The sequence below is a fragment of the Vibrio aquaticus genome, assembly GCF_003970385.1.
In the GTDB taxonomy this organism is placed as follows: Bacteria; Pseudomonadota; Gammaproteobacteria; order Enterobacterales; family Vibrionaceae; genus Vibrio; species Vibrio aquaticus.
This window is the reverse complement of sequence record NZ_RXZH01000001.1, coordinates 632519-659340: the sequence shown is the minus strand read 5'-3', so window position 1 is coordinate 659340 and position 26822 is coordinate 632519. Positions and strand designations below refer to the sequence as shown.

The 26822-nt window shown below is 46.9% G+C and carries 29 protein-coding genes; 6 read left to right on the top strand and 23 right to left on the bottom strand.

The window, feature by feature from the left end:
* Window positions 1–81: 81 nt before the first annotated feature.
* The 20 genes from EJ063_RS02755 to EJ063_RS02660 all read right to left on the bottom strand — a co-directional run bounded on the left by EJ063_RS02755 (window position 82) and on the right by EJ063_RS02660 (window position 19224).
* Window positions 82–1269 carry a hypothetical protein gene (locus tag EJ063_RS02755; RefSeq protein ID WP_126572473.1) on the bottom strand — a complete coding sequence of 396 codons (1188 nt, stop codon included), beginning with the start codon at window positions 1267–1269 and terminating at the stop codon, window positions 82–84.
* Window positions 1270–1402: 133 nt separating this feature from the next.
* Window positions 1403–1858, bottom strand: a complete 456-nt coding sequence (locus EJ063_RS02750) for a hypothetical protein (RefSeq protein ID WP_126572472.1) — start codon at window positions 1856–1858, stop codon at window positions 1403–1405.
* 13 nt (window positions 1859–1871) lie between these two features.
* Window positions 1872–3827 (bottom strand): alkyl/aryl-sulfatase, encoded by a 1956-nt coding sequence (locus tag EJ063_RS02745; protein ID WP_126572471.1) that lies wholly within the window; start codon window positions 3825–3827, stop codon window positions 1872–1874.
* A 232-nt stretch (window positions 3828–4059) separates the two neighbouring features.
* Window positions 4060–5283 carry a beta-ketoacyl-ACP synthase gene (locus EJ063_RS02740; protein ID WP_126572470.1) on the bottom strand — a complete coding sequence of 408 codons (1224 nt, stop codon included), beginning with the start codon at window positions 5281–5283 and terminating at the stop codon, window positions 4060–4062.
* The gene (locus EJ063_RS02735) at window positions 5280–6005 is read right to left on the bottom strand and encodes a 3-ketoacyl-ACP reductase FabG2 (RefSeq protein ID WP_126572469.1); all 726 of its coding nucleotides are present in this window, start codon (window positions 6003–6005) and stop codon (window positions 5280–5282) included. The genes EJ063_RS02740 and EJ063_RS02735 overlap by 4 nt, the downstream gene beginning before the upstream one ends.
* Window positions 6002–6466 carry a hotdog family protein gene (locus EJ063_RS02730; RefSeq protein ID WP_126572468.1) on the bottom strand — a complete coding sequence of 155 codons (465 nt, stop codon included), beginning with the start codon at window positions 6464–6466 and terminating at the stop codon, window positions 6002–6004. The genes EJ063_RS02735 and EJ063_RS02730 overlap by 4 nt, the downstream gene beginning before the upstream one ends.
* Window positions 6459–7646: a beta-ketoacyl-[acyl-carrier-protein] synthase family protein gene (locus EJ063_RS02725; RefSeq protein WP_126573100.1), complete on the bottom strand. Its 1188-nt coding sequence runs from the start codon at window positions 7644–7646 to the stop codon at window positions 6459–6461. Before EJ063_RS02725 ends, EJ063_RS02730 begins: the two co-directional genes overlap by 8 nt.
* 6 nt (window positions 7647–7652) lie before the next feature.
* Entirely contained in the window at window positions 7653–8279 is a 627-nt protein-coding gene (locus EJ063_RS02720) for a DUF3261 domain-containing protein (RefSeq protein ID WP_126572467.1), read from the bottom strand.
* A complete protein-coding gene (locus EJ063_RS02715) occupies window positions 8276–10609 on the bottom strand; it encodes an MMPL family transporter (RefSeq protein ID WP_126572466.1) in 2334 nt (777 codons plus the stop codon). Before EJ063_RS02715 ends, EJ063_RS02720 begins: the two co-directional genes overlap by 4 nt.
* Window positions 10581–11192, bottom strand: coding sequence for an outer membrane lipoprotein carrier protein LolA (locus EJ063_RS02710; protein WP_126572465.1), 612 nt, complete (start codon window positions 11190–11192; stop codon window positions 10581–10583). Before EJ063_RS02710 ends, EJ063_RS02715 begins: the two co-directional genes overlap by 29 nt.
* The gene (locus tag EJ063_RS02705; protein WP_126572464.1) at window positions 11189–11635 is read right to left on the bottom strand and encodes an acyl-CoA thioesterase; all 447 of its coding nucleotides are present in this window, start codon (window positions 11633–11635) and stop codon (window positions 11189–11191) included. Before EJ063_RS02705 ends, EJ063_RS02710 begins: the two co-directional genes overlap by 4 nt.
* Entirely contained in the window at window positions 11635–13188 is a 1554-nt protein-coding gene (locus EJ063_RS02700; RefSeq protein ID WP_126572463.1) for an HAL/PAL/TAL family ammonia-lyase, read from the bottom strand. The genes EJ063_RS02705 and EJ063_RS02700 overlap by 1 nt, the downstream gene beginning before the upstream one ends.
* A complete protein-coding gene (locus EJ063_RS02695; RefSeq protein WP_167469858.1) occupies window positions 13169–14872 on the bottom strand; it encodes a glycosyltransferase family 2 protein in 1704 nt (567 codons plus the stop codon). The genes EJ063_RS02700 and EJ063_RS02695 overlap by 20 nt, the downstream gene beginning before the upstream one ends.
* A gap of 1 nt (window position 14873) precedes the next feature.
* Window positions 14874–15233, bottom strand: coding sequence for an ApeI family dehydratase (locus tag EJ063_RS02690; protein ID WP_126572461.1), 360 nt, complete (start codon window positions 15231–15233; stop codon window positions 14874–14876).
* 9 nt (window positions 15234–15242) lie between these two features.
* Window positions 15243–16619: an AMP-binding protein gene (locus EJ063_RS02685; protein WP_126572460.1), complete on the bottom strand. Its 1377-nt coding sequence runs from the start codon at window positions 16617–16619 to the stop codon at window positions 15243–15245.
* Window positions 16620–16624: 5 nt separating this feature from the next.
* Window positions 16625–17185: a COG4648 family protein gene (locus EJ063_RS02680; protein WP_126572459.1), complete on the bottom strand. Its 561-nt coding sequence runs from the start codon at window positions 17183–17185 to the stop codon at window positions 16625–16627.
* Window positions 17185–17442 (bottom strand): acyl carrier protein, encoded by a 258-nt coding sequence (locus tag EJ063_RS02675; protein ID WP_126572458.1) that lies wholly within the window; start codon window positions 17440–17442, stop codon window positions 17185–17187. The genes EJ063_RS02680 and EJ063_RS02675 overlap by 1 nt, the downstream gene beginning before the upstream one ends.
* A gap of 15 nt (window positions 17443–17457) precedes the next feature.
* Complete coding sequence (locus EJ063_RS02670) at window positions 17458–17763, bottom strand: phosphopantetheine-binding protein (RefSeq protein ID WP_126572457.1); 306 nt, start codon at window positions 17761–17763, stop codon at window positions 17458–17460.
* Window positions 17735–18499 carry a lysophospholipid acyltransferase family protein gene (locus tag EJ063_RS02665; RefSeq protein WP_167469857.1) on the bottom strand — a complete coding sequence of 255 codons (765 nt, stop codon included), beginning with the start codon at window positions 18497–18499 and terminating at the stop codon, window positions 17735–17737. The genes EJ063_RS02670 and EJ063_RS02665 overlap by 29 nt, the downstream gene beginning before the upstream one ends.
* A complete protein-coding gene (locus EJ063_RS02660; RefSeq protein ID WP_126572456.1) occupies window positions 18499–19224 on the bottom strand; it encodes a beta-ketoacyl synthase chain length factor in 726 nt (241 codons plus the stop codon). Before EJ063_RS02660 ends, EJ063_RS02665 begins: the two co-directional genes overlap by 1 nt.
* Window positions 19225–19295: 71 nt before the next feature.
* Here EJ063_RS02660 and EJ063_RS02655 point away from each other — a divergent pair, with 71 nt between their 5' ends.
* The 5 genes from EJ063_RS02655 (at window position 19296) to EJ063_RS02635 (ending at window position 23246) form a co-directional block, all read left to right on the top strand.
* A complete protein-coding gene (locus tag EJ063_RS02655) occupies window positions 19296–19688 on the top strand; it encodes a hypothetical protein (RefSeq protein ID WP_126572455.1) in 393 nt (130 codons plus the stop codon).
* Window positions 19689–19716: 28 nt separating this feature from the next.
* On the top strand, window positions 19717–20784 hold the full coding sequence (locus EJ063_RS02650; protein WP_126572454.1) for a methyltransferase: 1068 nt from the start codon (window positions 19717–19719) through the stop codon (window positions 20782–20784).
* 33 nt (window positions 20785–20817) lie between these two features.
* Entirely contained in the window at window positions 20818–22056 is a 1239-nt protein-coding gene (locus tag EJ063_RS02645) for an NAD(P)/FAD-dependent oxidoreductase (protein ID WP_126572453.1), read from the top strand.
* A gap of 91 nt (window positions 22057–22147) precedes the next feature.
* The gene (locus tag EJ063_RS02640) at window positions 22148–22399 is read left to right on the top strand and encodes a DUF3081 domain-containing protein (RefSeq protein WP_126572452.1); all 252 of its coding nucleotides are present in this window, start codon (window positions 22148–22150) and stop codon (window positions 22397–22399) included.
* A 151-nt stretch (window positions 22400–22550) separates the two neighbouring features.
* On the top strand, window positions 22551–23246 hold the full coding sequence (locus tag EJ063_RS02635; protein ID WP_126572451.1) for a VC0807 family protein: 696 nt from the start codon (window positions 22551–22553) through the stop codon (window positions 23244–23246).
* A gap of 79 nt (window positions 23247–23325) precedes the next feature.
* Here the strand turns inward: EJ063_RS02635 and EJ063_RS02630 are convergent, their stop codons facing one another.
* Complete coding sequence (locus tag EJ063_RS02630) at window positions 23326–24213, bottom strand: LysR substrate-binding domain-containing protein (RefSeq protein ID WP_126572450.1); 888 nt, start codon at window positions 24211–24213, stop codon at window positions 23326–23328.
* Window positions 24214–24303: 90 nt separating this feature from the next.
* On the opposite strand from EJ063_RS02630, the gene EJ063_RS02625 reads away from it, so the two are divergent.
* On the top strand, window positions 24304–25236 hold the full coding sequence (locus EJ063_RS02625) for a DMT family transporter (protein ID WP_126572449.1): 933 nt from the start codon (window positions 24304–24306) through the stop codon (window positions 25234–25236).
* Here the strand turns inward: EJ063_RS02625 and EJ063_RS02620 are convergent.
* Together EJ063_RS02620 and EJ063_RS02615 are read right to left on the bottom strand one after the other, a co-directional pair.
* Window positions 25233–26144, bottom strand: coding sequence for a DMT family transporter (locus EJ063_RS02620; RefSeq protein ID WP_208640333.1), 912 nt, complete (start codon window positions 26142–26144; stop codon window positions 25233–25235). The genes EJ063_RS02625 and EJ063_RS02620 overlap by 4 nt on opposite strands.
* 86 nt (window positions 26145–26230) lie before the next feature.
* Window positions 26231–26806 carry a flavodoxin family protein gene (locus tag EJ063_RS02615; protein ID WP_126572448.1) on the bottom strand — a complete coding sequence of 192 codons (576 nt, stop codon included), beginning with the start codon at window positions 26804–26806 and terminating at the stop codon, window positions 26231–26233.
* Between the last annotated feature and the right edge of the window lie 16 nt (window positions 26807–26822).

Sequence of the window (26822 nt, the reverse complement as noted above, 5' to 3'; positions counted from 1 at the left end):
ATCGAGTCGAGATTCACATACGGATTTGTAATGCCTATAAACTGGTGAACGGTAGATATACTATTCACCAGTCCATTCTAGTTACAGGTACAGCTTCGCAATCTCATCCCACTTTTTCTTACCGATAACCTTAGCTAATTCTGCAATTGAAGCTCTAGAAAGGCTGCCATCTTTATTGTAAGTCATACTCGGCAATCGTGAATCTAAACTCTCTCCTCTATCCATTAGGCTCTGGTCGATAGCTTGCCAAAATGCTGGCCCCTTGACGTAGAACAGTGGGTAATATTGGTACTGTTGCTTCTTTGAAACTAGGTTGTTGGCTTCAAGTAGTCCCGTACTCGCAAATGGGAAGCTTTGCTTAAAGTCGTTCCATTGAGTCTGAGGAGTGACAAAGTCATACGGCGTCTTGTCTAGAGACTTGTTCGCATAGTACTCCGCAATACTTTCTGACGCCCACAGTGGCGAGTTGGTGTCGAGTAAGTGCATGGACTCGTGAGCTGCAATCTTAAGCAGCATTGGCATTTCATCATCTTCTAATTGACCATTGTTTAAGATGACATTAATCAGAATCTTATCGCTACCGGCGGCTCCACTGACACTACCCGCTTGTTTATCTCGGCTAAAGAAAGCAATATCCCACTGATTCACCGTACTGTCAGGGAACAGGCTAATGAGGTAGTTCAACTGGGACTCAAGTGCTGGTTTCCAGTCGTCCATAGTTTTTAAAATTTGCCCGGTATCCGTGGTGACCTTAATCGTTTTACCATTGATATTTAGATCGACTGGCTTAAGACCCCAAATAACAAACAGTGGTGGTTGGTCGGCATCAGGCATCCAGCCGCATTGATTATCCGGAGAGCAGACTTGTGCGGGAATAGGCTTATCATTGTTCCCAGAAAAACGCGGAAGAGAGTTAAATTCACTGACAAAATTCCAGCCCTTGGTCGGCTGATAGCTATCGATTTGTTTGGCGATATCGAAGCCGTCTTGGTCTATTTCAGCAAGCGGTAATTGCCAAGTGATATGGTCACACTGAATAGGCATTTGGTACTTAATCGCAGATTGGTTTCCATTCGCAGTAACGCAGAATAAAGCGGGCTGTGTGTCGTTAGCGAGTGTTCTTGCTGGCAGAGCGTGAAACGTTCCGAGGTCTTTTGTCTCAATGCTGACGGTTACGGTGTCAGGGCTAGTAGAAGCCGGTTCGATTTGATATTTGAGCGTTGGTTCAGCAGAAGCAAGAAACGCAGTAGAGAGCATTAATAGAGACATAGATAGTGGCTATGGGAGATTTGTAATAGTGGTTGGAGTAGGGACGCCAACATTAGTTCAATCGAGAGTAGATATACGAATAACCAAAAAAGGACTGGCAACCACCAGTCCGTTTTTTCTATCACATGAACGACTAGGACTGAGCCACGATGCCAAGAGACTTAGCTGCTTCGATGGTTAAGTCATTGCTGACGAGGTTATGCAGCGCTGCTTCTGAGAGCAGTAGCACTGGTACTTCGCCTGTTGGCTTATTTACATGAATCATCACTTGTTTGCCTGCTTGGTATTTTGACCAAAGCTGGCTATCGACAAGATAAATGTAAGTGACATCGGGCAAACCTTGCGACTGTTTTGCCATGATTTGAAGCCACCAACTGGCTCGGCGTAATCCTTGTTGCCCCTCTAGATACTGTGGCAGCTCAATCGACTCACTACGAATGGCTTGCTGAGTAGAAATAGCGATATCTAAAGCACCGGGGTAACTCTCAGAGAAAGGGTTAGTAAATTGCCCATCGTAAGAGCAAGCCCAACTCAGTGGGCTTGCCAGCATTGCGAGAGCAGCAACCGCTAAAAGCTTATTTCGCTTCATACTGCACTCCTGCTTATGGGGTTACGATATTGAACCAGAAGTTGAACGTATCGAGCATACCAACAAAGTCCTTAAACACTTTCTTGTCGCCATCGAGTTTAATGTCACCATTGGCGATGGCTTGTTCTAGCGTTACGTTGCCAAGCTGAACATCATCCAAAGAAGCTTTGGTTAAGGTCAGCGAGACGTCTGGTTTGTCAGTTTGCTTGCGCGTATGGTTCAGCACCGAGTTCTCAACATACAAGGTGTATTGTTCATCAAGGTCGGTGAAGTCGAGGTTAATCGCGAAGTCTTTACCTGCTGCTTTCTCAGGCAGAATACGCACCGCCAGATAGTCGAACAACATTTCAGGAGGCATGTTTCTGATGATGTCAGGCGAGGCCGTGTTAGTACCACCGGCTGATGGTGTGCCATTTCTTAGCTCAAACGCACCTTGCAGATAAACAGAACGCCACGGGCCTGATTCTGATTGATAACCCAGCTGTTCATAGGTGTCGGCGAGAAGTGCCTTACCTTTTTTACTTTGCGGGTTCGCAAACACAACATGTTTAAGCACTTCGGCTACCCAGCGGTATTTGCCATCATTAAAGTCCGCTTGCGCCTTTTTAATGACTTCTTGCTCACCACCCATATATTCGACATACATGACCGCCGCATTAGTCGGTGGTAGGTTATTCAAGTCGGATGGATTACCGTTATACCAACCCATGTAACGTTGATACACCGCTCGGCTGTTATGACGTAACGTGCCGTAGTAGCCACGGGTACTCCAATTGTTCTCGATCTCGTCTGGGAACTGGATGATCTCAGAAATTTCAGAACCGATGTAGCCTTGGTTCATCAGGCGAACGGTTTGGTCATGCGTATATTTATACATGTCACGCTGCTTCTTAAAGTAATCGACAATGTCTTCTTGGCCCCACAGCGGCCAGTGGTGACTTTGGAATTTCACTTCGACTTCATCGCCCCACAGTTCAATGGTTTCTTGCAGGTAACTCGACCATTTCAGAGCATCACGAACCTGTGCGCCGCGAAGCGTTAGGATGTTGTGCATGGTGTTGGTTGAGTTTTCTGCCATCCACAGCGCTTTTTTGTCTGGGAAGTAGGTGTTAATTTCAGTCGGTGCTTCAGAGCCAGGCGTATATTGGAAAACCATCTTCACGCCATCAACAGTGCGTTCTTCACCGGTTTTCTCAATCATATCGGTTGGCTTGATTAAGGTCGCTAGGCCTGTCGATGTGGTTTGTCCTAAACCGCCGTTAACGCCACCACGTTCATTTCTAGGTAACAGCGCGCCATACATGTAAACCGCTCTTCGGCCCATGGCATTACCGGCAATGACGTTCTCTGATACTGCGTGTTCAGTAAAACCGTGAGAGGCGATGATCTCGACTTTGCCATCAAGCACATCTTGCTCATCGACAATGCCTCTGACACCACCGAAGTGGTCAATGTGGCTATGGCTATAGATGACCGCAACAACCGGTCTCTCACCAAGCTCGCTATTTACAAACGCCAAAGCTGCTTTGGCGGTTTCTTGGGAAATGAGTGGATCAAAGACGATCCAACCGGTGTCGCCTTTGACAAAAGTAATGTTCGAGAGATCGTAACCACGCACCTGATAGATGCCGTCCGTCACTTCAAACAGGCCATTGATCATATTCAGTTGAGCATTACGCCAAAGGCTTGGGTTAACGCTGTCAGGCGCGGGCGCATCGAGTGTGATGTATTGTTTGTATGCTTCCAGATCCCAAACCACATCACCGTTGTCGTTTTTGATGGTCACCACATCTTGTTTTGCGATGAAGCCACGTTGTGCATCTTTGAAATCTTGTTTGTCTTTGAAGGGTAGTGTCTGTTTTACCTTGTTATTGACGTCAATCGTGGCTTGTGTGGCTGGCTTTTGATCGTTGGCACTGAGGCCCGATGAGACAAATAGCGCGACAATGGCTATCGCAATCGGCTTCATAACTCACTCCTTAAGAATATGATAGTAGTCACTTATTAGTGTAGAAGTGAATTATGAAACGGCTCGTTTTTTTAAGTAAAATCAGACTTTTGTTTAGGCTTTGTGATTTGTTGCAATCACCGACATAGAAAGACTGATTATTTACTCAACAATAAGCAGTTGGATAGCGCTAGAAACAAAAAACGGACTGGCGTTAACCAGTCCGTTTTGTTGTTTTCAGTGTTGCTTCGAGTTAGATCTTTTTAAAGATGATCGAAGTGTTGATGCCGCCGAACGCAAAGTTGTTACTCATTAAGTATTCAACGTTGAGTTCGCGTCCTTGACCGGTGATGTAGTCTAGGTTACCGCACTGTTCGTCTAGAGACTCTAGGTTCAGCGTTGGGCTAAACCAGCCTGTGTGCATCATCTCTAAGCTTAACCAAGCTTCAATCGCACCACATGCGCCAAGTGTATGACCAAAGTAGCTCTTCAATGAGCTGATTGGCACTTTACCCAGAGCGTTGGCTGTTGCGTTACTCTCTGCAATATCGCCACGGTCAGTTGCGGTGCCGTGCGCTGAAACGTAGTCGATCTTCTCCGCTTCAATGCCCGCATCTTGCAGTGCCATTTCCATACAGATTTGCATGGTTTCCATTTGAGGTTGAGTCACATGAGCGGCATCGCAGTTGCTCGCAAAGCCAATGATCTCTGCATAGATCTTTGCTCCGCGCGCTTTCGCATGTTCATACTCTTCAAGCACTAGCGTACCTGCACCTTCACCAATCACTAGGCCGTCACGATGGGTATCGTATGGGCGAGGGGTCGATTTTGGCGATTCGTTTTTTAAGCTGGTGGCAAATAGGGTATCAAATACCGCAGATTCCGTTGGGCAAAGCTCTTCGCCGCCACCGGCTACCATCACGGTTTGGTAGCCATGTTTGATCGCTTCATAAGCGTAACCGATCGCTTGGCTACCAGAAGTACATGCGCTGCTGGTGGGAATCACTCGGCCTTTTAAGCCAAAGAACAGGCCAACGTTAACCGCGGTTGTATGCGGCATCATCTGCACGTAAGTAGTGGCGGTAATCGCTTTGGTTGTTTTATCGTTGAGCATAACGCCAAAAGCACCAATTGCATCGGTACTGCCGGTAGATGAGCCATAAGCAATACCGGCTTGGCCGTTGGTCAGTACATCGTTACCGATGAGGCCAGCTTGGATAAGCGCATTTTCAGTTGCCACAGTCGCAAGCTTCGCCACTCGACCCATGCCGCGCACTTGTTTGCGTTTGTAGTGTTTCGGTAATTCGAAATCATCTACAGGAGCAGCAAGTTTGGTGTTTAGGCCGTCATACTGCTCGTAAGATTCCATGTATTGAGTAGCGTTCTCACAAGCACGAAGTTTAGGCTCTACTGCTTGCCAGTCGTTACCAAAGGCCGTAACGCCCGACATACCTGTTACAACGACTCGGCGGCTCATACTAAGCCTCCGTTAACCGAGATAACTTGGCGAGTGACATAGCTGGCAATGTCAGACATTAGGTAGCTCACAAGGCCCGCGACTTCTTCTGGTTCACCCATACGGCGAAGGGGGATTTGTGGCATTGCATGTTCTTTAACGTGCTCATCAACCATGCCCGTATCAATCAAGCCAGGGGCAACACAGTTCACGGTGATTTTGCGTTTCGCCAGTTCTAAAGCGAGAGATTTCGTTGCACCAATCACACCGGCTTTCGCAGCGCTGTAGTTGGTTTGGCCTCGGTTGCCCATTAAGCCCGATACCGATGCAAGAGTGACAATTCGGCCACCTTTACGCTTTTGCACCATCGGCATGACACATGGGTGAAGCACGTTGTAGAAGCTATCCAGGTTAGTGTGTATAACGCCATCCCACTCTTCTTCTGTCATTGCAGGGAAAGCCGTATCACGAGTGATGCCAGCATTGTTCACCACACCGTAGTAAGCGCCGTGCTCTGCGATGTCGGCTTCGAGCTTTTCACGGCACTCTTCACGATTACTAATATCAAACTTAATGAGGCGACCGTTACCGCCGTTTTCTTCAATGGTATTCAGCGTTTCTTGAGCACCTTTTTGGTCACCCATGTAGTGAACAACAATGGCAAATCCGTCTGCAGCAAGTTGAGTGGCGATAGCTTTGCCAATCCCTTTACTTGCACCTGTCACTAATACTTGTCGGGTCATTGTTGACTCCTGATTTTCATTTCTTCTAATTTTTCTTCTGATGGAACGTAGACGTTCAGTTGGCAACTGGCGACGATCTGTTGCTCAAATTCAATTCGAGCGGTGAAGACTGCCATACCGTTATCTTCCATCATTTTTTCGGCATAGATATCGAGTAACTGTCCGTTGTTAAAACTATCACAATGCGCACTGTAACGGCGACTTCCAAGTAAGAATCCGATAGGCGGCTCGCTGCCTTTTTGTAAAGCATGATAGCCAGACCAAGCGGCAACGGATTGCGCCATAAACTCGATGCCCACATAAGCAGGCAGAGTCTGTGATTGTTGATTAAAGAACGGGTTCTTCGCACCAATCTCAACTTGGCAATGAATCGAATCAGACTGAATATCGAGCGCTCGATCAATTAAGATCATTGGCTCATCGTGGGGCAGTAGCTGCGCAATATCTGGGTAGTTAGTCATGGGTATAACCAAAAATAAGGCTAATGTTATTACCGCCAAAGGCAAAAGAGTTGCTTAAAATGGCTTTACCTTGCAGTTTAGTTGGCGTCTCAACCAGAGTCACCTCTATGTCGTCTGCTTTGTTGTGGCAATGCTGCATTGGCAGTAACAAATCGTGTTTAAGTATGTGCCACGCAATTGCGGCTTCGGTTGCGCTTGCTGCACCGAGTGTATGGCCAGTTAGAGGCTTGGTTGAACTCACTGGCACGCTTGAGCCGAATACGCGATAGATGGCTTTGCTTTCCATACTGTCATTCAGTGGTGTTGCAGTGCCGTGGGCATTGATATAGCCAATATCGCTTGGCTCTAGCCCTGCATCATCCAGCGCTTTTTGCATCGCTTGTTCGGCGCCAGTGCCTTCTGGGTGAGGGGCTGAAATATGATGAGCATCGGAGCTGTCGCCCGCACCAAGTAGCGCAATCGAAGAAGGCGTGGTGCTGACCAGCATTAACGCGGCAGATTCACCGATATTGATGCCGTCACGATCGGTGCTAAACGGCTGACAATGAGTGCTAGAGAGCGCTTCTAAACCGTGGAAACCATTCAGAGTCAGTCGACACAAAGTATCAACACCGCCAAGAATTACCGCATCGACAACTCCGCTACGCAATAGGCGCTGCGCAGTGATAAAGACACGGCCACTTGATGAGCAAGCGGTTGAAATCGCATAGCACGGACCGGTTAGGTCGAAATACTGAGCAATGAACTCGCTGGTATTGCCCAGCTCTTGCTTGCGGTAATGGTAATCAACAGGGAATTGGCCTTGCTCGCTCTTTTGCTGGAAAGCTTGCTCGCCATCAGAGATTCCTGATGTACTGGTGCCAACTACAACGGCAACACGGTTGTGACCAAACTGCTCAATCGCTTGACGCACGCTAGGTTCAATTGCAGACAACGCAGACAGTGCCAGTTGGTTGTTACGAGTATCAAAGCAAGAAAGATGCTCAGGAATATTGGGTAGCGCTTCACTCACCTGACCAGTCACTGTATGCGCACCGGTGTTGAGTGTTGTTGTGTCTGCAACCATATTGGCAGAGCGCTCACCACTGAGGCAGCTTACTACCTCCGATTCGGTTGAGCCCATTGCGCTGTGAAAACCACAACTTTGGATGTAAATGGGTGTCGATAGATTTGCTTTCATAGACATTTACTGCGCTGTCGTTGGTTCTTTCTGAAACTGGAGCGTGTTGATGGTGATGGTGTAATCGTCAACGAGGTGATGGAACACAATCTCACTGTTTAATCGCTCATTATTACCGTATTTGATGTCGATAACTTGCTGGCCTTCAGCATCAAAAATCGCTCTAGAATCAGCAGTATCAATAACCTGCCACCTTACCTTATTTAGAGAATCATCCCAAGCAGAACGAGGCCAGAGAGTGATCATTAGATTAAATAGTACCTGCTCTGGAGGCGGCAGCACATTTCCTAAACCCGGTAAGACTTCAGTGGTGACTTCTTGTCCTTGGTAGGTCAAAGACAAAATGCGAGTTCCCCAAGAGGAGAAGCCAGCCAAAACGACTTTCTCGCTGCTGACTTGCAGTTGCACAGGTAACTGTTCAGAGCGTGAGGCACGGTCTACTGACCATGAGGCACTGATTAATTGACTGGCGGTTAATCCATAACCAAGAGAACGAGGGGTAGGTAGGTTGACCAATTCACCTTTAGCGATCTCAACTTGTGGCGTGACCACTTGAGGTTTGGCCGCACAAGCAAGCAGCGCACCGGAGAGCCCGATAACAAGACCGATTTTTGCCCAATGAGCGAACGTCATGATTTGTTCTCCTGAATCGCAAGGGGAGAGAGTAACCAAGCGACAAAAATGCCGCATAAAACCGTGATCCCGAAGCTATGAATCGCATGAGTTTGGCTTAAAGAAAGTAAGCCAAACGACAGTAACGTTGTCATCGCTGATAGGGTAATGGCGAGTAATGTACTTGGACTGCGAGCTTTTTCAGCAAAAAACAACGTGTAGTCTATGCCGATCCCAATTATGAGAATAAGTGCGAGTAAATTGAACAGATTGAGCGTCGAACCAACTGCTGATGCGGCCGCTAAACCTGCCACGCAGGCAATAAGCGAAGGGATCAGAATCTTAGTCGCATGAGCAAAACCATAGCGTTTGGTCAGTACCGCACCAATCACAACCAGTGCAATGACGATAAGTTCCATCACTTTGGTTCGATACTCCGAAAACAGCTCAGAGATCTCTTCTGCTTTGTTGAGGTAGCTAAGGTCGTCATGTTGAGCAACAAAAGCTTTGATCACCTCTAGGTCTGTAACACCGTTAAGTAAAACCACGCTGGCAACCTGTTGACCAACTTGCCCAACGTATAAAAAGCGAATCGGCTCAGATACCGATTGAGTCAGGTAGCTTTGCAGTGACACGGGGCTGAGCGTTTCTTTTAGTTGCGGCGTTTTCTCTAGCTTTAGAGTGCGAGTCAATAAATCCGCTTGATTCTGATACAGCTGAGAGACCAACTCATAATCCGCCGCTTGAGTCTGCTCAGAGCGAATATATTGAGTGAGGCTTTGATAGCCGTTAATCGTTTTATCTTGCTGCCATTGATTGAGGGTTTGGCCTAGTAATTCGAGTCTAACAAGTAAGCTTTCATCATCGTCTGCCGTGACCACAAGCATCTGCTGTGAAGAGGTCACTCCTGTTAGTTTTGCAATCAACGCTTCTTGCGATTTCAGAGACTCTGGCATGGCTTGTAGCTGTCGAATATCATCATCATACGTCAGGCTTGTCATCGGGATAAGCGCAAGTGCCAAGCATGTCAAAGGCAGGGAAAGGCGAACTTTAGGCTTTTGCCAAATTGACAGCCATTTTTTCCACAGAGATTGACCCGGCAGAGGGCGGTTCGGAGTTGGCGCTTTGGCCAGTATCGGATACCAAGCTACCACTGTAGCATAAGCCGCGATTAAGCCAACGGAGGAGAACAACGCCAACTGCTGTAACCCTGGGAAAGGCGCGATCATCATGCCCATATAGCCGATCAAACTGGTAATAAGCCCCATCGTGATGGCGGCAAAGATATGTTTTAGGCCTTTTTCGCTGTCCCATTTGTTACCAGCGGCAAGGCGTTCGGTGAGATAGTGGAAAGCATAATCGATAGAAACACCAATTAAGCTGGCACCAAACACCAAGCTAAACAGATGTACTGTGCCGAAGATAGAAATGGTAACGGCGAATGAAGCCAGTAGACCAATAGCAATCGAAAGCAATGCCAAAGAAAGTGGTGCGGCACTGCGGAAAACCCCAAGGATCAATACGATTACGCCGAGCAATGAGAAAACACCAATGGTGCTGATCTCAGATTTGGCGCTCTGTGTACCGAACTCAGCATAGAAAAGTACGCCTGTGTGATAGACATCGGCATCGAATGTGGCTGCAATCTGCTGCTCAGTTTGCGCAATGGTCGCCACACTCTGCTGGGCACTTAGGCTATATGGTGATTGGTTGAGCGTGGCATTAACCAGTACGTAAGTTTTGCCTTGGTATTCACGGCTAAGAAATCCGTCAGTGAGCGTGAATGCCCCGCCTAGTTGAGTTAACTGGCTAAGGTAATCTCGGAAGATCAAAAATGGGTCTTGGCTTAGCTCACTGCCAGTCACTCCAGAAAATGGGTTATAGATAGATTGAATAACGTGTTGAACTTGTGCTTCCGGTTGTGTGGTTAACCGTGCTCTTTGTTCAGATGTGAGCTGTTGGAATCGGTGCTGAAAATAGTAGTCAGCCCACTGCTGCTGTTGGGTCGCTTCGACTTTGCCAGTGACATTGGCGAAAACAGTCAGATCTTTGAGGGAGTGAGTCAGAGATTCCGCAGCGGCATAGCTTTGCTCACTATCGGGCGCACTCACAACAAACACGACTTTGTCGCTTAAATTGTCAGAGACGGCTTCAAACGCTTGTTCTGCGACAGGGTTTTGCTGGTTCTTCGGCAGCAGTTTAAGAATGTTGGTTTCAATAGGAGAAGACGGCGCACTCAGCCATTGAAAGGATAATAGGGCTAGGAATAGACACACCATTCCTAGCCACGAGAATGCAATACGCTGACTGTTGCGAGATGAATTAGAAGCTGAACTGCGCTTTTTCAGCATCGGTGAGTCCTTCAGGCTGATGAGTCTGATTTGTGAAAAGGATTTCAGTTTTATCGCCACGAAGCTCTTTAAGCTCTAGACGATCGATATTGTCATTACCCGTTAAAGTAATCGCCTCGAAAACGGCATTCAAAGGGGCATTGAGTGGAGTGAGCACTAGCGTCCATTGATTGTCTCCGGCGCTAAAAGCAATGTCGAACTGTTCTTTTAAAGCGTCGGTATCGCCATGAAAGACGGCCAAAAAGATGTGGCTAAAGTAGAACGCCATTGGGTTCTCTTTTGCAGTGACCACTTTTGGGATTTGACCGGCGAAGGTTTGACGCAGCTTATCTTGGGTTAACACTAAACCAACCGGGAAAGGCGTGGCTTGTTGCCACAGTAGCCCTTGCTCCTTGTTGAGGGTGAATTGACCCTCAGAGCTTAAAGGCTGCTCGAACATCTCGATATGGCGCTTCTGAGTAAAATCCCCTCGCACCGTATCGTGTTGAGAAAGTTGCGTTTGTAAGGCATCAAGGTTGGCCACACTCGACCAAGCAAGAGGAGACGCAACAGTAAGCCACAAACAAAGCATACGTTTGATCATTGGAGCTTTCCTTGTTGATGCCATTGAGTGACTTTGTCGATGAAAACGTTGGGAGAGGCAAAACACATTTCTTGTTGCTCAATCGAAACTGCAACTTGAGTGGTGTGCGCTTTACACATGCGTTGACCGCTCTTTGCATCGTAAATCACATAGTCAACGCGTAAGCGGTTTTCCCACTCGGTCAGTTTGGCTGTCACACGAATCTCATGGTTAAACGGTATCGCTTTGACGTACTTTACTCGGGTATCAATGATCGGCCACATATAGCCAGAGGCTTGCATCGCCAAATAGCCGTAGTCGATTTTATCCATCATGATGCGTCGAGCTTCTTCAAAAAAACGGAAGTAGTTGCCATGATAGATAACGCCCATTGGGTCAGCATCTTGGAATGAGGTGACTAATGTCACCTCTGACTTTAATGGAAACTCGATTGCTTGCTCCATTATGCCTCCGAGTAAAGTGACCAGTGACGTTGCTGGATACGATCAATAAAGTGTCTTAGGTCGTGCTCTAGCGGACGGTCTTCAATCACAAATTCAAACTCGCTTAAGACGGCATCACGGATCATTTTCAGATTGTCACTCATGTGGTGTTCGTCTAGTTCGTTGTGGCGACGACGAATTTCTACCGCTTGTGTACTGGCGAGCAGTGACGCTGCTGCGACTTGTTCAGTCAGTTCCAACACTCGGATACAGTCACGCGCCGCAATCGTGCCCATGCTCACTTTGTCTTGGTTGTGACATTCGGTTGAACGAGAGAAAACGCTTGCAGGCATGGTGTGTTTCAGCGCTTCTGCTGTCCACGCTGAGATACCAATTTGCACCGCCTTAAAGCCGTGGTTGATTGGTTTACGCTCACCTTCAGCACCAGTTAGGTTGAATGGCAGGCCATTGTTGAACTTGTAGTCCATCAACTGTGCCATCTGGCGATCGAGCAAGTCAGCAAGGTTAGCGATGCCGGTTTTCAGTGTATCCATCGCCATAGCAATGTGGCCGCCATAGAAGTGACCGCCGTGAAGGACACGTTCGTTGTCACCATCAATAATCGGGTTATCGTTAGCACTGTTTAGCTCGTTCTCAATCATCGAACGTAGCCATGGCAGTGAATCTTGTACTACACCGATAACGTGAGGCGCACAGCGAAGAGAGTAACGATCTTGTAGGCGATCACTGTTACGAGGCGGGCGATCGGCTTTCAGATCGTCACGAAGCCAAGCAGCAACTTGTTGTTGACCAGGGTGAGGTTTTACAGCAAAGAGTGCTTCATCGAAATGGAAGTCATTGCCGTGAATGCCGACAGATACCATGGCAGTAATTTTGGTACAAAGCTGAGCCAAATATTCCGCACGTTTGTAAGCAAGGCAAGCAAGCGCTGTCATGACTGACGTACCGTTCATCAGTGCTAAGCCTTCTTTTGGCTTAAGGTGAATTGGGTCAATGCCAAGTTCAGCATACACTTCAGCGGTAGGGCGAACTTCGCCTTTGTATAGGACGTCACGCTCACCAATTAAGGCCGCGGCTAGGTAGGAAAGAGGGGTTAAGTCTCCACTTGCGCCGACTGAACCTTCTTGCGGAATACGTGGCGCAATATCTTGGTTAATCAGCGTCACGATTTGATTAAGCAGATCGTGCGTTACGCCAGAGACACCTTGTGCTAGTGAACAAAGGCGAGTCGCCAATACGGCGCGAGCTTGTTCATGAGACAATACTTCACCCAGTCCACAGCCGTGGAAGCGAGTCAGGTGCAGAGGAAGCTCATCGACCAAGTTAGGCGGAATAGCAACGGTGCACGAGTCACCATAGCCGGTCGTTACGCCATAGATGACGCCTTCTTCTTTTAGCAGGCGCTCAAGAAAAGCGACACCACGGTCGATTTTCGCAGTAAATTCAGGCGAGCTATTGATGTCCGCATTGGCACCTTGAGCTATCGCTACCACATCTTCAATGGTAAGAGCCTGTGCGCCAAACGTAATGGTGTTAGTGTTTTGCGTCGTCATCTTGCTGATTACTTAATGTCCAAAAATTGAAAAAATTATACCACTGTAAAGGCGCTTGTAATGTGTAGTGCTCTAGGCGATTGGCGTAGGTTTGTACCACGGCCTCCAAAGCTTGTTGACGCTCTTTTCTTGGTAATACGATCTTGTCGCTAAAATGTTCGAAATAGACGTTAAAGTGAGGGGTTTCACTGGCGTCATCTCTTAAACCAAATAGCAGATATACAGGAGCCTTTAGCACAGAGGCAAGCATAAATGGCCCTTGTGGGAAAGGTGCTGGCTGGCCCAAAAAGTCTGCCCAAACGGAACGACTCTCTTTGCTGGTGGAGGTGCGATCGCCGACGATCACAACCCATTCACCTTGCTCAATCTTTTGCTGCAATAAAATGGCCGTATCTGGCCCCATTGAGCTAACTTGAATCAAGTTGAGGTCTGAGCTTGGGTTCACCGCTTTCATCACGGTATTAAAGCGTTCTGCGTGCTCGGTAAAGACCAGAGCATTAATCTTAATATGTTTGTGTCGACGGCCAAGTGCTCGGCATAGCTCAATATTACCAAGGTGCGAGCCTAACAATAGAACGCCTTGGTTGTTGTCGACCATCACTTGAAACTGTTCATGCCCGTGAATGGTTAAGTTGTCGACGCTGAAGTCGCCTTTCCATGCTGCAAGTTTATCGAGCATGGTGTGGCCAAAAGAGAGCAGATGATGATAGCTATCCAAAGGTTGAGGAAGGTCGATCTGTTTTTGAGCCGCGTAAGCCGACAGCTGTGACAAGTAGTGCTCTGATGCTTGTTTAGCGTCTTTGCCTGTGAGGTGGTAATAACGCATCACCAGCTTAAGGATAAGGTTGAACGCTTTACGGCCAAGTAGGCTATAAATAGCAAGCATCAGCTTAATACCGATGATGGTTCCTTGCTCTTGACGCTTAGACCAATGGGCGTTATTGGCTTTGCGGCGATTTCGTTTAAGTAAGCTTGGGATCCTTGGCAACATGCCAAAAAAGAGGCGAGTGTGCATCCAGCTTATCTTGACGTTATCCCACAACGCATCGAAATGGGAAATGCCACCCTCAGGGTAGATAACACGGGTTTCGACAAAGTCGATTTCTACACCTTCCCAGTACATGCGCACAAGAATCTCGATATCGAAATCCATCCGAGTGCCGATGTCGTATTTGTTTAACACCGCAATGGTTTTATCAACGGGGTAGGCACGAAAGCCACACATGCTGTCTTTGATGGCAAAGGAGAGTGTCTCTATCCAAACCCAAATATGGGTCGCATATCGGCCATACAATCGCGCCTTGGGCACGCTGTCATCGTAGATAGGTTGCCCAGACACAAGATGTTCAGGGTGAGCTTGAGAGGCTTCAATTAACTTAGGCAGCGCTTGAATATCGTGCTGACCATCGGCATCAATCTGTATCACATGGCTATAGTCAAGCTGGTGAGCGAAACGAACACCGGCCATGACTGCGCCGCCTTTGCCTTGGTTCTCAGTTAACGTTACCACTTTAACGTTATCGAGTTGAGCGACAGCATCTAAGGCTAGTTTGGTTTCTTGGTTGCTACCATCGTCGACAATAATAAAAGGCAGTGAAAAAGGCTGTAGCGACGAAACCACGTCAGCAATCGTGCTGCCGTGGTTGTAACAAGGGATCAAGAAACAAGGTTGGTATGTGGTCACGTTATTCACCCAACTTCATTTTTCCGGAAGAGTGAACCACTAAGCGGTCAGCCGCTTGGGAGCTGTACTTAAATGCCAGCTTTTGCTTCTCATCATCCCAAACTAACGACAATTCTACCGTGGCATTAGGCAGAATCGGTTCTTGAAACTTAATCACTTCCATACCTTTAAAAAGAGGTGGCGTGTTTAAATGCTCAATCGCATAAAACAGTGCCCAATCGATTTGACTCACACCCGGAAGCAAAGGGAAATGGGTAAAGTGACCACGAAAGTCTAAGATACTGGCATCGACTTTCATGGTTAACGTAGCCTGATTGTCTTCAACGACTACGTTGGTAATGGTGGGTTTTCTCTGTTCCATTTTTCTATCTTATTGGAATAACTGTTCGATATCGGCGACAAGACGTTTACCTTGGCTGTTTAAGGGGATCTCGTCAACCACACGATACTTTCTCGGAATAGCGATCGGTTCTAACCAATTGCGCAGTTCCTTTCTCAGTGTAAGCCAAAACTTCCCTTTACCTTCAATTGTCATCTGCTGCTGCCCGTGTGAGTTAAGCACAATCACGGCACACAGTGACAATCGGTTCCCTTCCATCATTGGGATTACGCAGCTTTCTTCAATCCACGCTAGCTGCTCTAAGCGTTGTTCTACTTCAACAAGAGAAATGCGCTTCTCTTCGACTTTTACTACTCGATCTGTACGTCCTTTCAGCTCAAAAGAAACGTCATCATGAAAATAACACTCATCGGCGGTTTGATACCAGCTTTCTCCTGCAATATGCGGTGCGTTCAATCGCAAGCAGTTTTCTTGGTTAAGCTGTGCGTTCACCGTTGGGAATAAGCGCCAAGGAGTTTGCGCTGTTACCTGTTGACGATGCGCAATGCCGCCGGTTTCAGTACTGCCAAACACTTCAATAGGCAGATGTGAAAACAGAGCCTGACTGTGTAAAGCGGCACTGTTTGGCAGTGGGCCACCGGAAGAAAACAGGCAGCGTAAAGGCGTTGGCTTGTGTTCTTCGGTTAACCTTTTCAGCAGCGCTGGGCTACTGATTAACGCGGTGTTTTCGTCTGCATGTTGAACGAGCTGCTCTGGAAACTCGAGGTTATGAATGGCAAAAGGTCTGGCCGCACAAAGAGGCCACAACACTCGAAATAGCAAACCATAAATATGCTGATGAGAAACCGTACTCTCAATGCGAGCTCCAACAAGGCGCTCTCCCCATAGAGACTGAAGAATGTGCAGCTCCAGGTCGATTTGGAGTAGGCTTTTTTCAATCGCTTTGGCTTTGCCGCTAGAGCCAGAAGTAAACAGGGTGAGTTGGATGTGTTCTATATCGAGCGCTGACCATGTGAATGTCGTTACATCCAAACGTTCATCTTGGTATTCAACACCGTAGGCTTGAACCCCTTCAGCGACAGCAATTTCACTATCATGCAGCAGCAGATCAAAATGAGGGGTGAGCTCTTTGACCGCTTCTGGCTGATAGTTGCCCGGTAATACCAAGGCTTTACCAGCGTGGCATGCTGCAAAGAATGCCACTGAAAATAGGTAGCTGTCACTAAAGCAAAGCGCAATTCTTTTCGAGCTTTGCTGCGCCAGATAAGAACTCAACTGAGCGACGTCACTTTGAAATTGCTGCCAGTCGATTTTCTGTTCTTGATGAAAAGCGACAGGAGAGCGTTCTGAGCGAGGTGTGCTCAGAAGGTGCTGCAAAGAAACAAAGGAAGAAGCTTCGAAGCTCATAAGAGTTAGTGATCCTTTCGAATAAACTGTCGCACGATCCACTCAATGGCAAATAAAGAGCCGGCGAGTAGGTAGCTGATTAGCCCGTTGTAGAGCGTCCAAACTTCTAGAGGTTGAAAGCAGGTATAGAGTGCTATCAGCCCATTGATTGTGAAGAATGCACACCAAATTGCAGTCACTTGACGGGTGTATACAACGCCGCTTTCTGGCAAATTGGGTTCTTGAAGACGAGCTAGGCGTTCAATTATGGTTTGAGGCTGTTTTAAGCTGGTGGCAAACAATGCCAACATGCAGGCATTAACCACAACCGGATAAAACATCATCCAACCATGCTGTTTAAACCACACACTTAAGCCCACAAGCGTGATACCAACAAGGGCGCTCGCTTGAGCTACAGATTTGAGTTCTTTCAGTTTTGAACGTTGAACGGAGAATAGTCGAACTCCCAAGGCAAAGATCAAAACGATCCCTACCAAGGAAGTTCCAAATCGCTCTAAGCCAAAATAGATGGCGAAGGGATAGGCGAGCAGAACAACTGCAGACAAAACTGTCAGCAATTGACGCATTAGGCTTCCTTAAGAAGCTCAGTCACTGCGTTGACTACGTCATCGACCGTACGCACGGTACTAAATTCCGCAGGTTTGATTTTTTTGCCTGTCACATTTTGAAGATGAACAACAAGGTCCACGGCATCAATGCTGTCAAGATCAAGGTCTTGATAGAGGTGTGCGTCTGGCACGATATCGGCCGCATCAATTTCAAACAATTCTTCAAGTGCGCTTTTCACTTGTTCAAATACTTGGTCTTTATTTACATCAGTCATGAAAGTACCTACGAATTATTCACTAGCTTGAGCAGAAATGTACTTAGCAAGATTGCTTACTGAAGCAAAGTGCTCGCGCGTATTTGAGTCGTCTGCATCAATCACAATGTTGTACTTTTTCTTGATAGCTAAACCCAATTCTAGAGCATCAATAGAGTCTAGACCGAGACCGTCGCCAAAGAGTGGTGCGTCCGTTTCAATTTCTTCAATCGTTAAGTCTTCTAGATTGAGTGCATCAATAATAAGTTGTTTGATTTCGTTGTGTAGTTTTTCCACTTGGACCTGCTTGTGACTATTGGTTTTCTGGAAAGAGTGTTTCAGCCAAATGCTGTTGTAAGCGGCGAGCCGCTATCGTTGGTGACGTAGTTTGCTTGATAAAAGGCTCAACCTCAACTTTATCCTTAACTTCAACAAGGAAAAAAGGCTTAGTTGGGGGAACTTGATACCACTTTGTCTCTTTTGTGAGAAAGCTCGGAGAGACACTAATATGAACTAGACGCAAGTCGCGCTTTGTGCGTACGGCAATTTGAGCCGAACCACGTTGTAATTTTGATTCCACTCCCGGTGTGGTTCTTGTCCCTTCAGGAAAGACAAGAAGTACATTTCCTTGCTCGAACCGCTGTTCACAAATAGAGAGTAAATCATCTGGGGTTTCGTTGGGAATATATCCTGCAGCTTTGACGATATGCTTCATAAACGGGTTTCGCCAAATGGCCGATTTAACCAAGCAATCGCAACGTTCTAATTGTGAGGCAATCAAAACATAATCAATAAGGCTGGGATGGTTTGCGACGATCAAACAGTTTCGGTCTTGTTTTAAAACCTCCGCCCCCACTATTTTGTAGTCAATGGCACCTGTGAACTTCATTAAACGGCAAAATAGATCAAATGAGCGTTGTATTGAACGTTGTACTTTATATTCGGCTTCGGTTTGCTCTGCGGTAAATAATTTGGTGAGTGGGACAACAATAAAGCTCAGTACAAGCCCACCTAGGCCGAAAACAGCAAAACAAAATCCGGTTGCGACCACGCGCCAATATTGATTGAGTTTATTCATCAACGTGTCCAGCGCCACGATTGACGTGGAGAGTGGACTTCCCACGAGGAGGCCTGAGATACAAACTGGCGAATAAACGCCAATCCTTGAGGTAGCGAGCTATCTGAATCCTTGACTGGAGACAGCGCTTCGACGGATAAATCATCGCCAGCGGAGAGTACCAATCCTAACGCATAGCCGCGGTAATCTTGAACTTCAAATTCTTGATAGCATTCCGGCAAAGGTTCATCAAAATCAATCACTAACACTTTGTGGTCTGGGTGACTGTCGAGATACAGCCAGGCATCGAGAATGGCACTTTGAAAGGTGTTGTCGCCGGCAGCAATGGAAGTTAGGGGGATCGCTTTTTTAGTAGCGATAGTCGCAAGGCCGGCCGCCGTGTTATGCACTGACTGAGAAAACGCCATCGGTGACGCTTCTTCACCCTTTAAAATATCTTCGAGCAACGCTGCGCTGCGGTGAAGTTCACCGTGACGGCTAGCAAACACTAGGTAGTCCACGTCATGCTCATTGAGTAATTCAACCGAGGTTTGCACGGCCAATTTGGACAGGTTACTCATTCGACGTCGCATCATTGGGGGGATGGCAGAGGTGATTAATTGGGTTTCTTCGGGCCAATGTAAAGTATTTGCCCAACTTTCCCAATCTTGAGACATCGAGAATCCGTTAGAATGCGCGAGCCATGCATCGATATTGAATAACATTTTTAAATCTTGTTTTGGCATATAGAGATTGAATTGTTGTGATTACAGCGAAATACTATTACAGACTTACCAAATAATAAGGAATAACTTCTATGTCACCAATTAAGTTACTCGGCGCATTTCTGCTTACTTTATTACTCGTTGGTTGTGGACGTGTGCAGCCAGTAATGAACGTTGAGGATACTCCAGTTAGATATAATCTTCAAAGCAAACAAGTGAAGATGGCGATTATGCAAGCAGCAACAAATCGTGGCTGGATTGTCGAAGAAGTGAATGACCAAGAGTTAAATGCAAAAATCAACGTTCGCTCACACTACGCAGAGGTGAAAATCCCTTATAGCGCAAAATTTTACTCAATTATTTATCTCAACTCAGATAATTTGAAAGCAGAAGATGGCAAAATCCATCGTAACTACAACCGTTGGGTGAATAACCTCAACGTTGATATTCAGCGTCAGCTTTCATTACAAGCGACGTCTCAGTAAATAAATGAAATAAATAGTTAGGTTTTTCGTGTTAGATAAAAACAAAGATCGATTTAATGCCTTAGAAGCAAAAACGGAAGCTCAGAAGCTTTCATTTGCTCCGATTGTCTTCCACACCGCCAGAACGCTGCGTGATTTAGGTGTGCTGAAAGCACTTGACCAAACGGGCTCAAAGGGCATGACAGCAGAGCACATCGCCCAGCAGACGGAAGTGTCGGAATATGGAGTGAAAGTACTGCTCGATATGGCGATCAGTGCCGATATTGTTTTGTGGGAAAAACCTAACTATTCACTGAGTAACCTAGGTTTCTTTATTCTTTACGATGGAATGACCAATGCAAACATGGATTTCACAGCTGACGTTTGTTACGCCGCCATGATGCACTTGACCGAATCTATCGTAGAAGGCAAACCGGCAGGCCTGAAAGAGCTGGGGGAGTGGGAAACCATTTACCAAGGCTTATCTCAGTTGCCGAAGCAAGCAAAAGAGAGCTGGTTTAAATTTGACCATTTCTATTCGGATCGTTCTTTCCCGATCCTATTAGCAGAAGTGTTTAAATCTAAACCGAAAACCTTAGTCGATATTGGTGGTAATACCGGTAAGTGGGCAATGCAATGTTGTCACCACGATGCCGATGTGAACATCACCATTGTTGATCTGCCTCAGCAATTAGAGATGGCAATGGAGAACGCGAAAGCGCAAGGTCACGATCATCGTGTGACGCCATTTCCAGCCAATATGCTCGACAAAGCACAAACCCTTCCTGAACATGCCGATGTTTGGTGGATGAGCCAATTCCTCGACTGTTTCTCGCCAATGGAAATCTTGAGCATTCTTAAACGCGTTAAGAATCAGCTGCGTGAAGGCGATTCAGTGTATGTTCTAGAGCTTTTCTGGGATGCGCAGAAATACGAAGCGGCCTCATACAGCTTGAATGCCACTTCGCTTTACTTTACCTGTTTGGCCAACGGGAACAGCCGCTTCTACCGTAGTGATGACTTCTTAGAGATTGTCGCTGAAGCGGGGCTGGTGGTTGAAGAAAGAACAGACAACATTGGTCTGGGCCACACATTATTAAAACTAAAAGCACAATAACGGTCATTGACCGAACCGATTTGAAGTTTCGTTATGCATAAAGAAAATACGCAAGTATTAGTGGTGGGCGCTGGCCCATCAGGATCGACTGTCTCTGCGCTGCTCCATGCGCAAAACATCCAGGTGATTGCGATTGAAAAAGCGCAATTCCCTCGCTTCTCTATTGGTGAAAGCTTACTGCCGGCTTGTATGGAAGTGGTGGAACAAGCGGGCATGCTTGAAGCGGTTAAGAATGCCGATTTCCAATACAAAGACGGCGCGGCCTTTAGAAGAAATGGCGTTTATACGCAGTTCGATTTCACTGATAAGTTTACATCAGGCCCAGGCACGACCTACCAGGTTCAGCGCGGTAACTTCGATAAAGTGCTGGCAGATAGCGCAGCAGATCAAGGCGTAGAGATTCGCTATCAACATGAGTTGCTAGAGCTAGAGTTTGTAGGCGAACGCTCTTTGTTAACTGTCAACGATCAACACGGCAATCCGTACCAAATTGAAGCCGATTATGTGCTTGATGCGAGCGGCTTTGGTCGTGTACTTCCTCGCATGCTCGATTTAGAAGAGCCATCTTGTCTGCCGCCACGTAAAGCGATTTTCACTCACATTGTCGATAATATTGATGAGTCAAAAATCGAATACGATCGCAATAAGATCCTGATCTCTGTTCACCCAGACAACCATGATGTGTGGTATTGGTTAATCCCATTCTCGAATGGTGTTTGCTCGTTTGGTGTGGTCGGTGAGCCATCGTTTTTTGAAAACTACCCACAAGATAAGATTGCTGCCCTAAAACAGTTGGCGAGTGAAGAGCCTGGCTTGGCAACGCTTCTTGCTGACTCTGAGTACCCAAATCAAGCCGGCGAACTAGGCGGCTATTCGGCGAACGTTAAGCAATTGGCGACCAAACATTATGCGTTGCTAGGTAATGCGGGTGAGTTTCTTGATCCTGTTTTCTCTTCTGGTGTGACGATTGCCATGAAGTCAGCGCAATATGCGGCTGACTGTGTTGTGCGCCAGCTCAATGGCGAACAGGTTGATTGGCAGCAAGAATACGCACAGCCGCTAATGGTTGGCGTAAATACGTTTAGAACCTATGTCGAAGGTTGGTATAACGGCATGCTTCAAGACGTAATTTTCTATCAAAATCCTAACCTTCGCATCAAGCAGATGATCAGCTCGATCTTAGCGGGTTATGCTTGGGATACTGAAAATCCATACGTTAAGAACAGCTTACAAAGGCTAACGACACTGGCTGAAGTTGTCCGAGAAAGTTAACTGCTTTTGGTTTGATTTAACGCAAGGGTCGAGTTAGCGAAATAGCCACCTATTGCTCATACTTAATGGGTAAGACTAAGGAAGGTGGCGTATGAAAAATGAACTCGACCCAGGTAAAATCTTGCAAGCGTATGAATCGGTCATGACGAATGGCTCACCGACCGAACACGGCAAAATCTATGAAGGTGTAGAAGCGTTCTCTGATTATGACGGTTACAACGTCTATATGCGAGGGAATGGGGTAGAATTGAAAGTCGGCTTTCATAATACCTATCATCTAGAGTATGACCAAGAACATCTGCGAGACAGTTTCTTAAAGAAAGTGGCCCAGTTAGCAAAATAGACCTAAGCCCTTGGCTGAATTAGCTTGAGGGCTTTTGCATTTTAATAACTCGTTACACAGCATGAACGCATTGGTAACGTTTAAGGCTTTACATCTTGGCGTCATCAGGGAACAATCCCCCACAGATTTTAAAAATAGTGCACTAGATATTATGAGCAACACGGCAAACAAAAAGTCGAACCCTTTGTTCGAGATTATTTTCAACGTTTTCCTCCCGTCATTTATTTTGATGAAATTCAGTGGAGAAGAGCATCTCGGAACAGGGCTTGCGCTGATTGTTGCGCTAGCATTCCCTCTCGCTTTTGGCGGCATGGAACTAATCCGAAACAAGAAGTTTAACTTCATCGCAGCCCTTGGCTTTATCAGCGTATTGCTGACGGGTGGTATCGGCCTGCTTGAGCTTGATACGCGTTGGTTGGCGCTGAAAGAAGCGTTGATTCCGGGCCTGATTGGTTTAGCGGTTCTTGGCTCAACGTTCACTCGTTACCCATTTGTGCAAAAAGTGATTTTCACGCCAGCACTGCTTAACATGCCACTGATTGAAGAGCGTTTGAAAGAGAAGGGCAACCCAGAGCGTTTTGAGCGTTGCCTGATGAACACCAACTACTTGTTCGCTAGCACATTCGCATTTTCTTCAGCGATGAACTATTTCTTGGCGACGTGGATTGTCACCAGTCCAGCAGGTACCGCGGAGTTTAACGAAGAGCTCGGCAAACTGACGCTCTACAGCTACCCAATGATTGCGATTCCAAGCTTGGTAATGATGATGGGTATCTTCTACTACGTTTGGCGCCAAGTTCGCGCAATGACATCACTAGAAACAGAGCAGATCTTCATTACGAAGTAATCTTTGTTTCACTCAAATATGAAAAGCCTAGCGACTTCAACTTCGCTGGGCTTTTTTGTGCCTGTCTTACGCGCTGCTATCAGCCGCTAAACTCACTTCTTAACCAACTGCGCAGCAAGAGGATATTCTCATTCTTTAACTTGTCAGGCGCACAAGCAAAATAGAAATCTTGGTGCGGATTAATCACCGCATCGCCCACTTCTACAAGCATCCCGTGTTCGACATCGTCACGAATAAATTGGCGATGAGTAACAAAGACCCCAAGCTTTCGCGTAGCAGCCTGTACCGCTTGTACGGACGCTGAAAAGCTAAGGTTGTGGGCAGAGTCGGGTACATCGAGTTGATAATGGGAGCACCATACTTGCCAGTCATGCTTGCGCCTATCATTGGCGGCAATGATCGCTGGATATTGAGCGAGCAGCGATTGTGGTGTTGTATTGTCATCAACCAGTTCAGGGCTGGCGACCATGATCAATTCGTCTTGGGCTAATCGCTCGCAATAGTAGTCTTGCCACTGGTCGGTTTTACCGTGAATGATCGCCACATCGACCCCTTCTGACTCCATGGTAAAGCTGCCGGTTAAGGTAGAAATACGCACATCTAACTGCGGAGCAAATTGATTGATTTGGTTCACCCTAGGAATCCACCAATGCATCGCCAACGAGTTAACCATATTAAGTGTGAGACGGTGACTGTGTTGTTCTTCAATCATGGATTGGGTCGCCTGAACGATCTTCTCTAAGGCAGGGGCGACTTGCTTGTAGTATTTTCGGCCATTGGCATTGAGCGTGACATTGCGGCCGACACGTTGGAATAACGCTTGTCCTAACTGCTGCTCCAAGGATTTGATCGCTTGGCTGACGGCCGAGTGGCTGACACTCAGTTGGTTGGCTGCCTCTGTCATGCTGCCTGTTTCAGCAACAGCAACAAAAGAGTAGAGAGACTTAAGCGGAGCGTATTTTTTCATCTGTTAGTTTTTCTTACATAATCTGTCAATTTTACGCGTTATTCGTTTGCCAATTGAACCACTACACTTTGGGCCAACAAGGGAGGAATTATGCCTAATCAGTTGTACCCAGTGTTGTTCATGTTGTCGTCTACTTTCAGTTTGTCATTAACCGGTCTTTTTTCCAAGTATCTTACTCAGTATCTAGACGGCACACTGCTCAGTTTATTACGTTTTTTAACGCCTGCACTTATTTTATTTGCAGTGTTGGGTTTGAAAAAAATGCGTCTTCCACAACGCTCATTACTCAAGCCGCTCTGGGTGCGGGCACTATGTATTGGCTTGTGCCAAGTCTGTTTTATCTATGCCTTACAGCATCTGAGCTTGGTAGAAAGTGTGGTGCTGTTTAGCACGGGACCACTGTTTATCCCTTTGTTAGAAAAGCTAATCTTTTCAGTCAGAGTCAGCCGATTGAATATGCTTGGCCTTGGTTTAACCTTTTTAGGCGTGATTCTGTTAGCTGGGGATATCTCGGGCTTTGAATTTCGGCCTGAACTCTTGGTTGGGCTGTGCGCAGGAATGCTCAATGCAGGGTCCCAGTTGAGTTTGTATCGAGCGAGCAAAACGGATCTCAATGCCTTTGAAATCAACTTTTGGACTTTTGTTTTTGCCACTCTGATTATCGTGCCGATTGTCATGTTCAATCTAGTGAGCGGCCCGCAAGTGATGGTCTCGTCAGATGTAAGAATAGAATGGTTAATTGGGGCAGTTGTGTTACTTGCGATGTTCATCATCAACACCCAAGTATTTAGGGCTAAGGCGTACAAATTGGCCCAATCAAACTCGCAGCTTGCGCCACTGATTTTCACCAATCTGATTTTTACCGCGATTTGGCAATTGTGCTTTTTCGACCAAACATACCACGCCTTTCAGTGGCTAGGGCTTGGCTTGATCATTGGTGCGAATATGATGTGCGCCCTAGCACCGAAATTGGTTTCTCAATGGCGAAAGAAATCAAAGCTCGCCTTAGCTGATTCTCACTAAGATGACTTTGCTTCGCTGGTGCGTTTAGGCAGTAACTTTTTGCCAAATACGTTAATCAACGCACCAGTGACAATTAAGCTGCCGCCGATGTAAGTCCAAACCGAAGGGATCTCGTTGAACAACACGACCCCAAGCAGAGCCGAAAAGACGATTTGAACGTAAGAGTAAGCCGAGGCCTTGCCCGCAGCTTGGGTTTGCATCGCTTTGGTTAGACCGTATTGGCCAATCTGAGTGAAGATACCGACAAGTACCAACATAAAGGTCAGGGTCAAGCTCGGCACAACAAAGTCATTCCACATCAGTGCGACAGACGTTGGCAAGGCCACCAGTGGGAAGTAAAAGATGATCACTGAGCTGTCTTCTGTTTGGCTCAGCTTACGCACAATCACATAAGCGATGGAACTGCCCAGTGCGCCAATCAAAGCCATGGTGACGCTGAATATAGGTAATGCTTGGGTCGTCGAATTTGCAAGACTTGGTTGAACCATAAAGCCAAGTCCAACCAAACAGAGAGCGATACAAATCATCGTTGCACCCTGAATACGTTCTTTTAGGAACAGCACGCCAAGTAGGGCAGTAAACACAGGGTGAACGTATTGCAAAATGGTGGCTTCGGCCAAAGGCAAAGTAGTGACAGAGTAGTACACACACATCAGTGCGAGTGTACCAACAACGCCTCGGACCATAAGCAGAGGTTTGTTGTTACCCCAAACAGACAGACGTTTACGCTTGATGTCGATATAACTGATGATGAGAGAGACCAACGCACGAGCCGCAACAATCTCAAACAGAGGGATGCCGTACTCGCTCACGTATTTCACACAGGCAGACATTAGGGCAAAACCTAACGCCGACAGCAGCATAAAGCGGACGCCAACTGGGATCATCTGTGTGAATTTCGCATTCATTCTCGTTCTCATCATTCTTGTTTGGAGCCGCTATCATACGCCAAGCGAAACCGAAGTAAACCGATTCGCTTTCAGTCAAACCGTAACTATTTTGCAGAGGCGGTGCTTAAGCGTTCGGCGAGTAAAGCAACGCGCTGGCCAAGGTATTCTGCGGTCGCTCGGTCAGACGGGTGAAGAGAACCCTCAAGGTCCTGCGCCACAACGCCAACTTGCGAACCCAATCGGTTAAGACCTTGTTCGCCGGAATTGCTAATGGCATCTAATCCGACCCAAAGCATGCCATGTTGGCTCGCGAGAGTTTGCATGTATTGCAGAGTGCATGATTGATCGCCATTAGGAGATCCACCACTGGTAAAGCCTGCCGCGATCTTTCCTGCCCATTGTTGCGCGCCCCATGTTTCGCTGCTGGCATCGGCAAAGGCTTTGAACTGAGCAGATACGTTACCCATATAGGTAGGCGATCCAAAGATAATTGCTTGGCACTCGGAGAGGGTGGAAAATAATTCTGAATTGATGAAACGGCCCTCGAGGATCTCTTTGCCTGAGATTTGGTGAGAGAAAATCTCGAATTCACCTTGCTGTTCAATGCTGGTGGCCATCGCTTGGGCTAGTTGATTCGTGACGCCTGTTTGACTGAAGTAAATAATCGCAATTTTTGTCATGTTCATTTCCATTTAT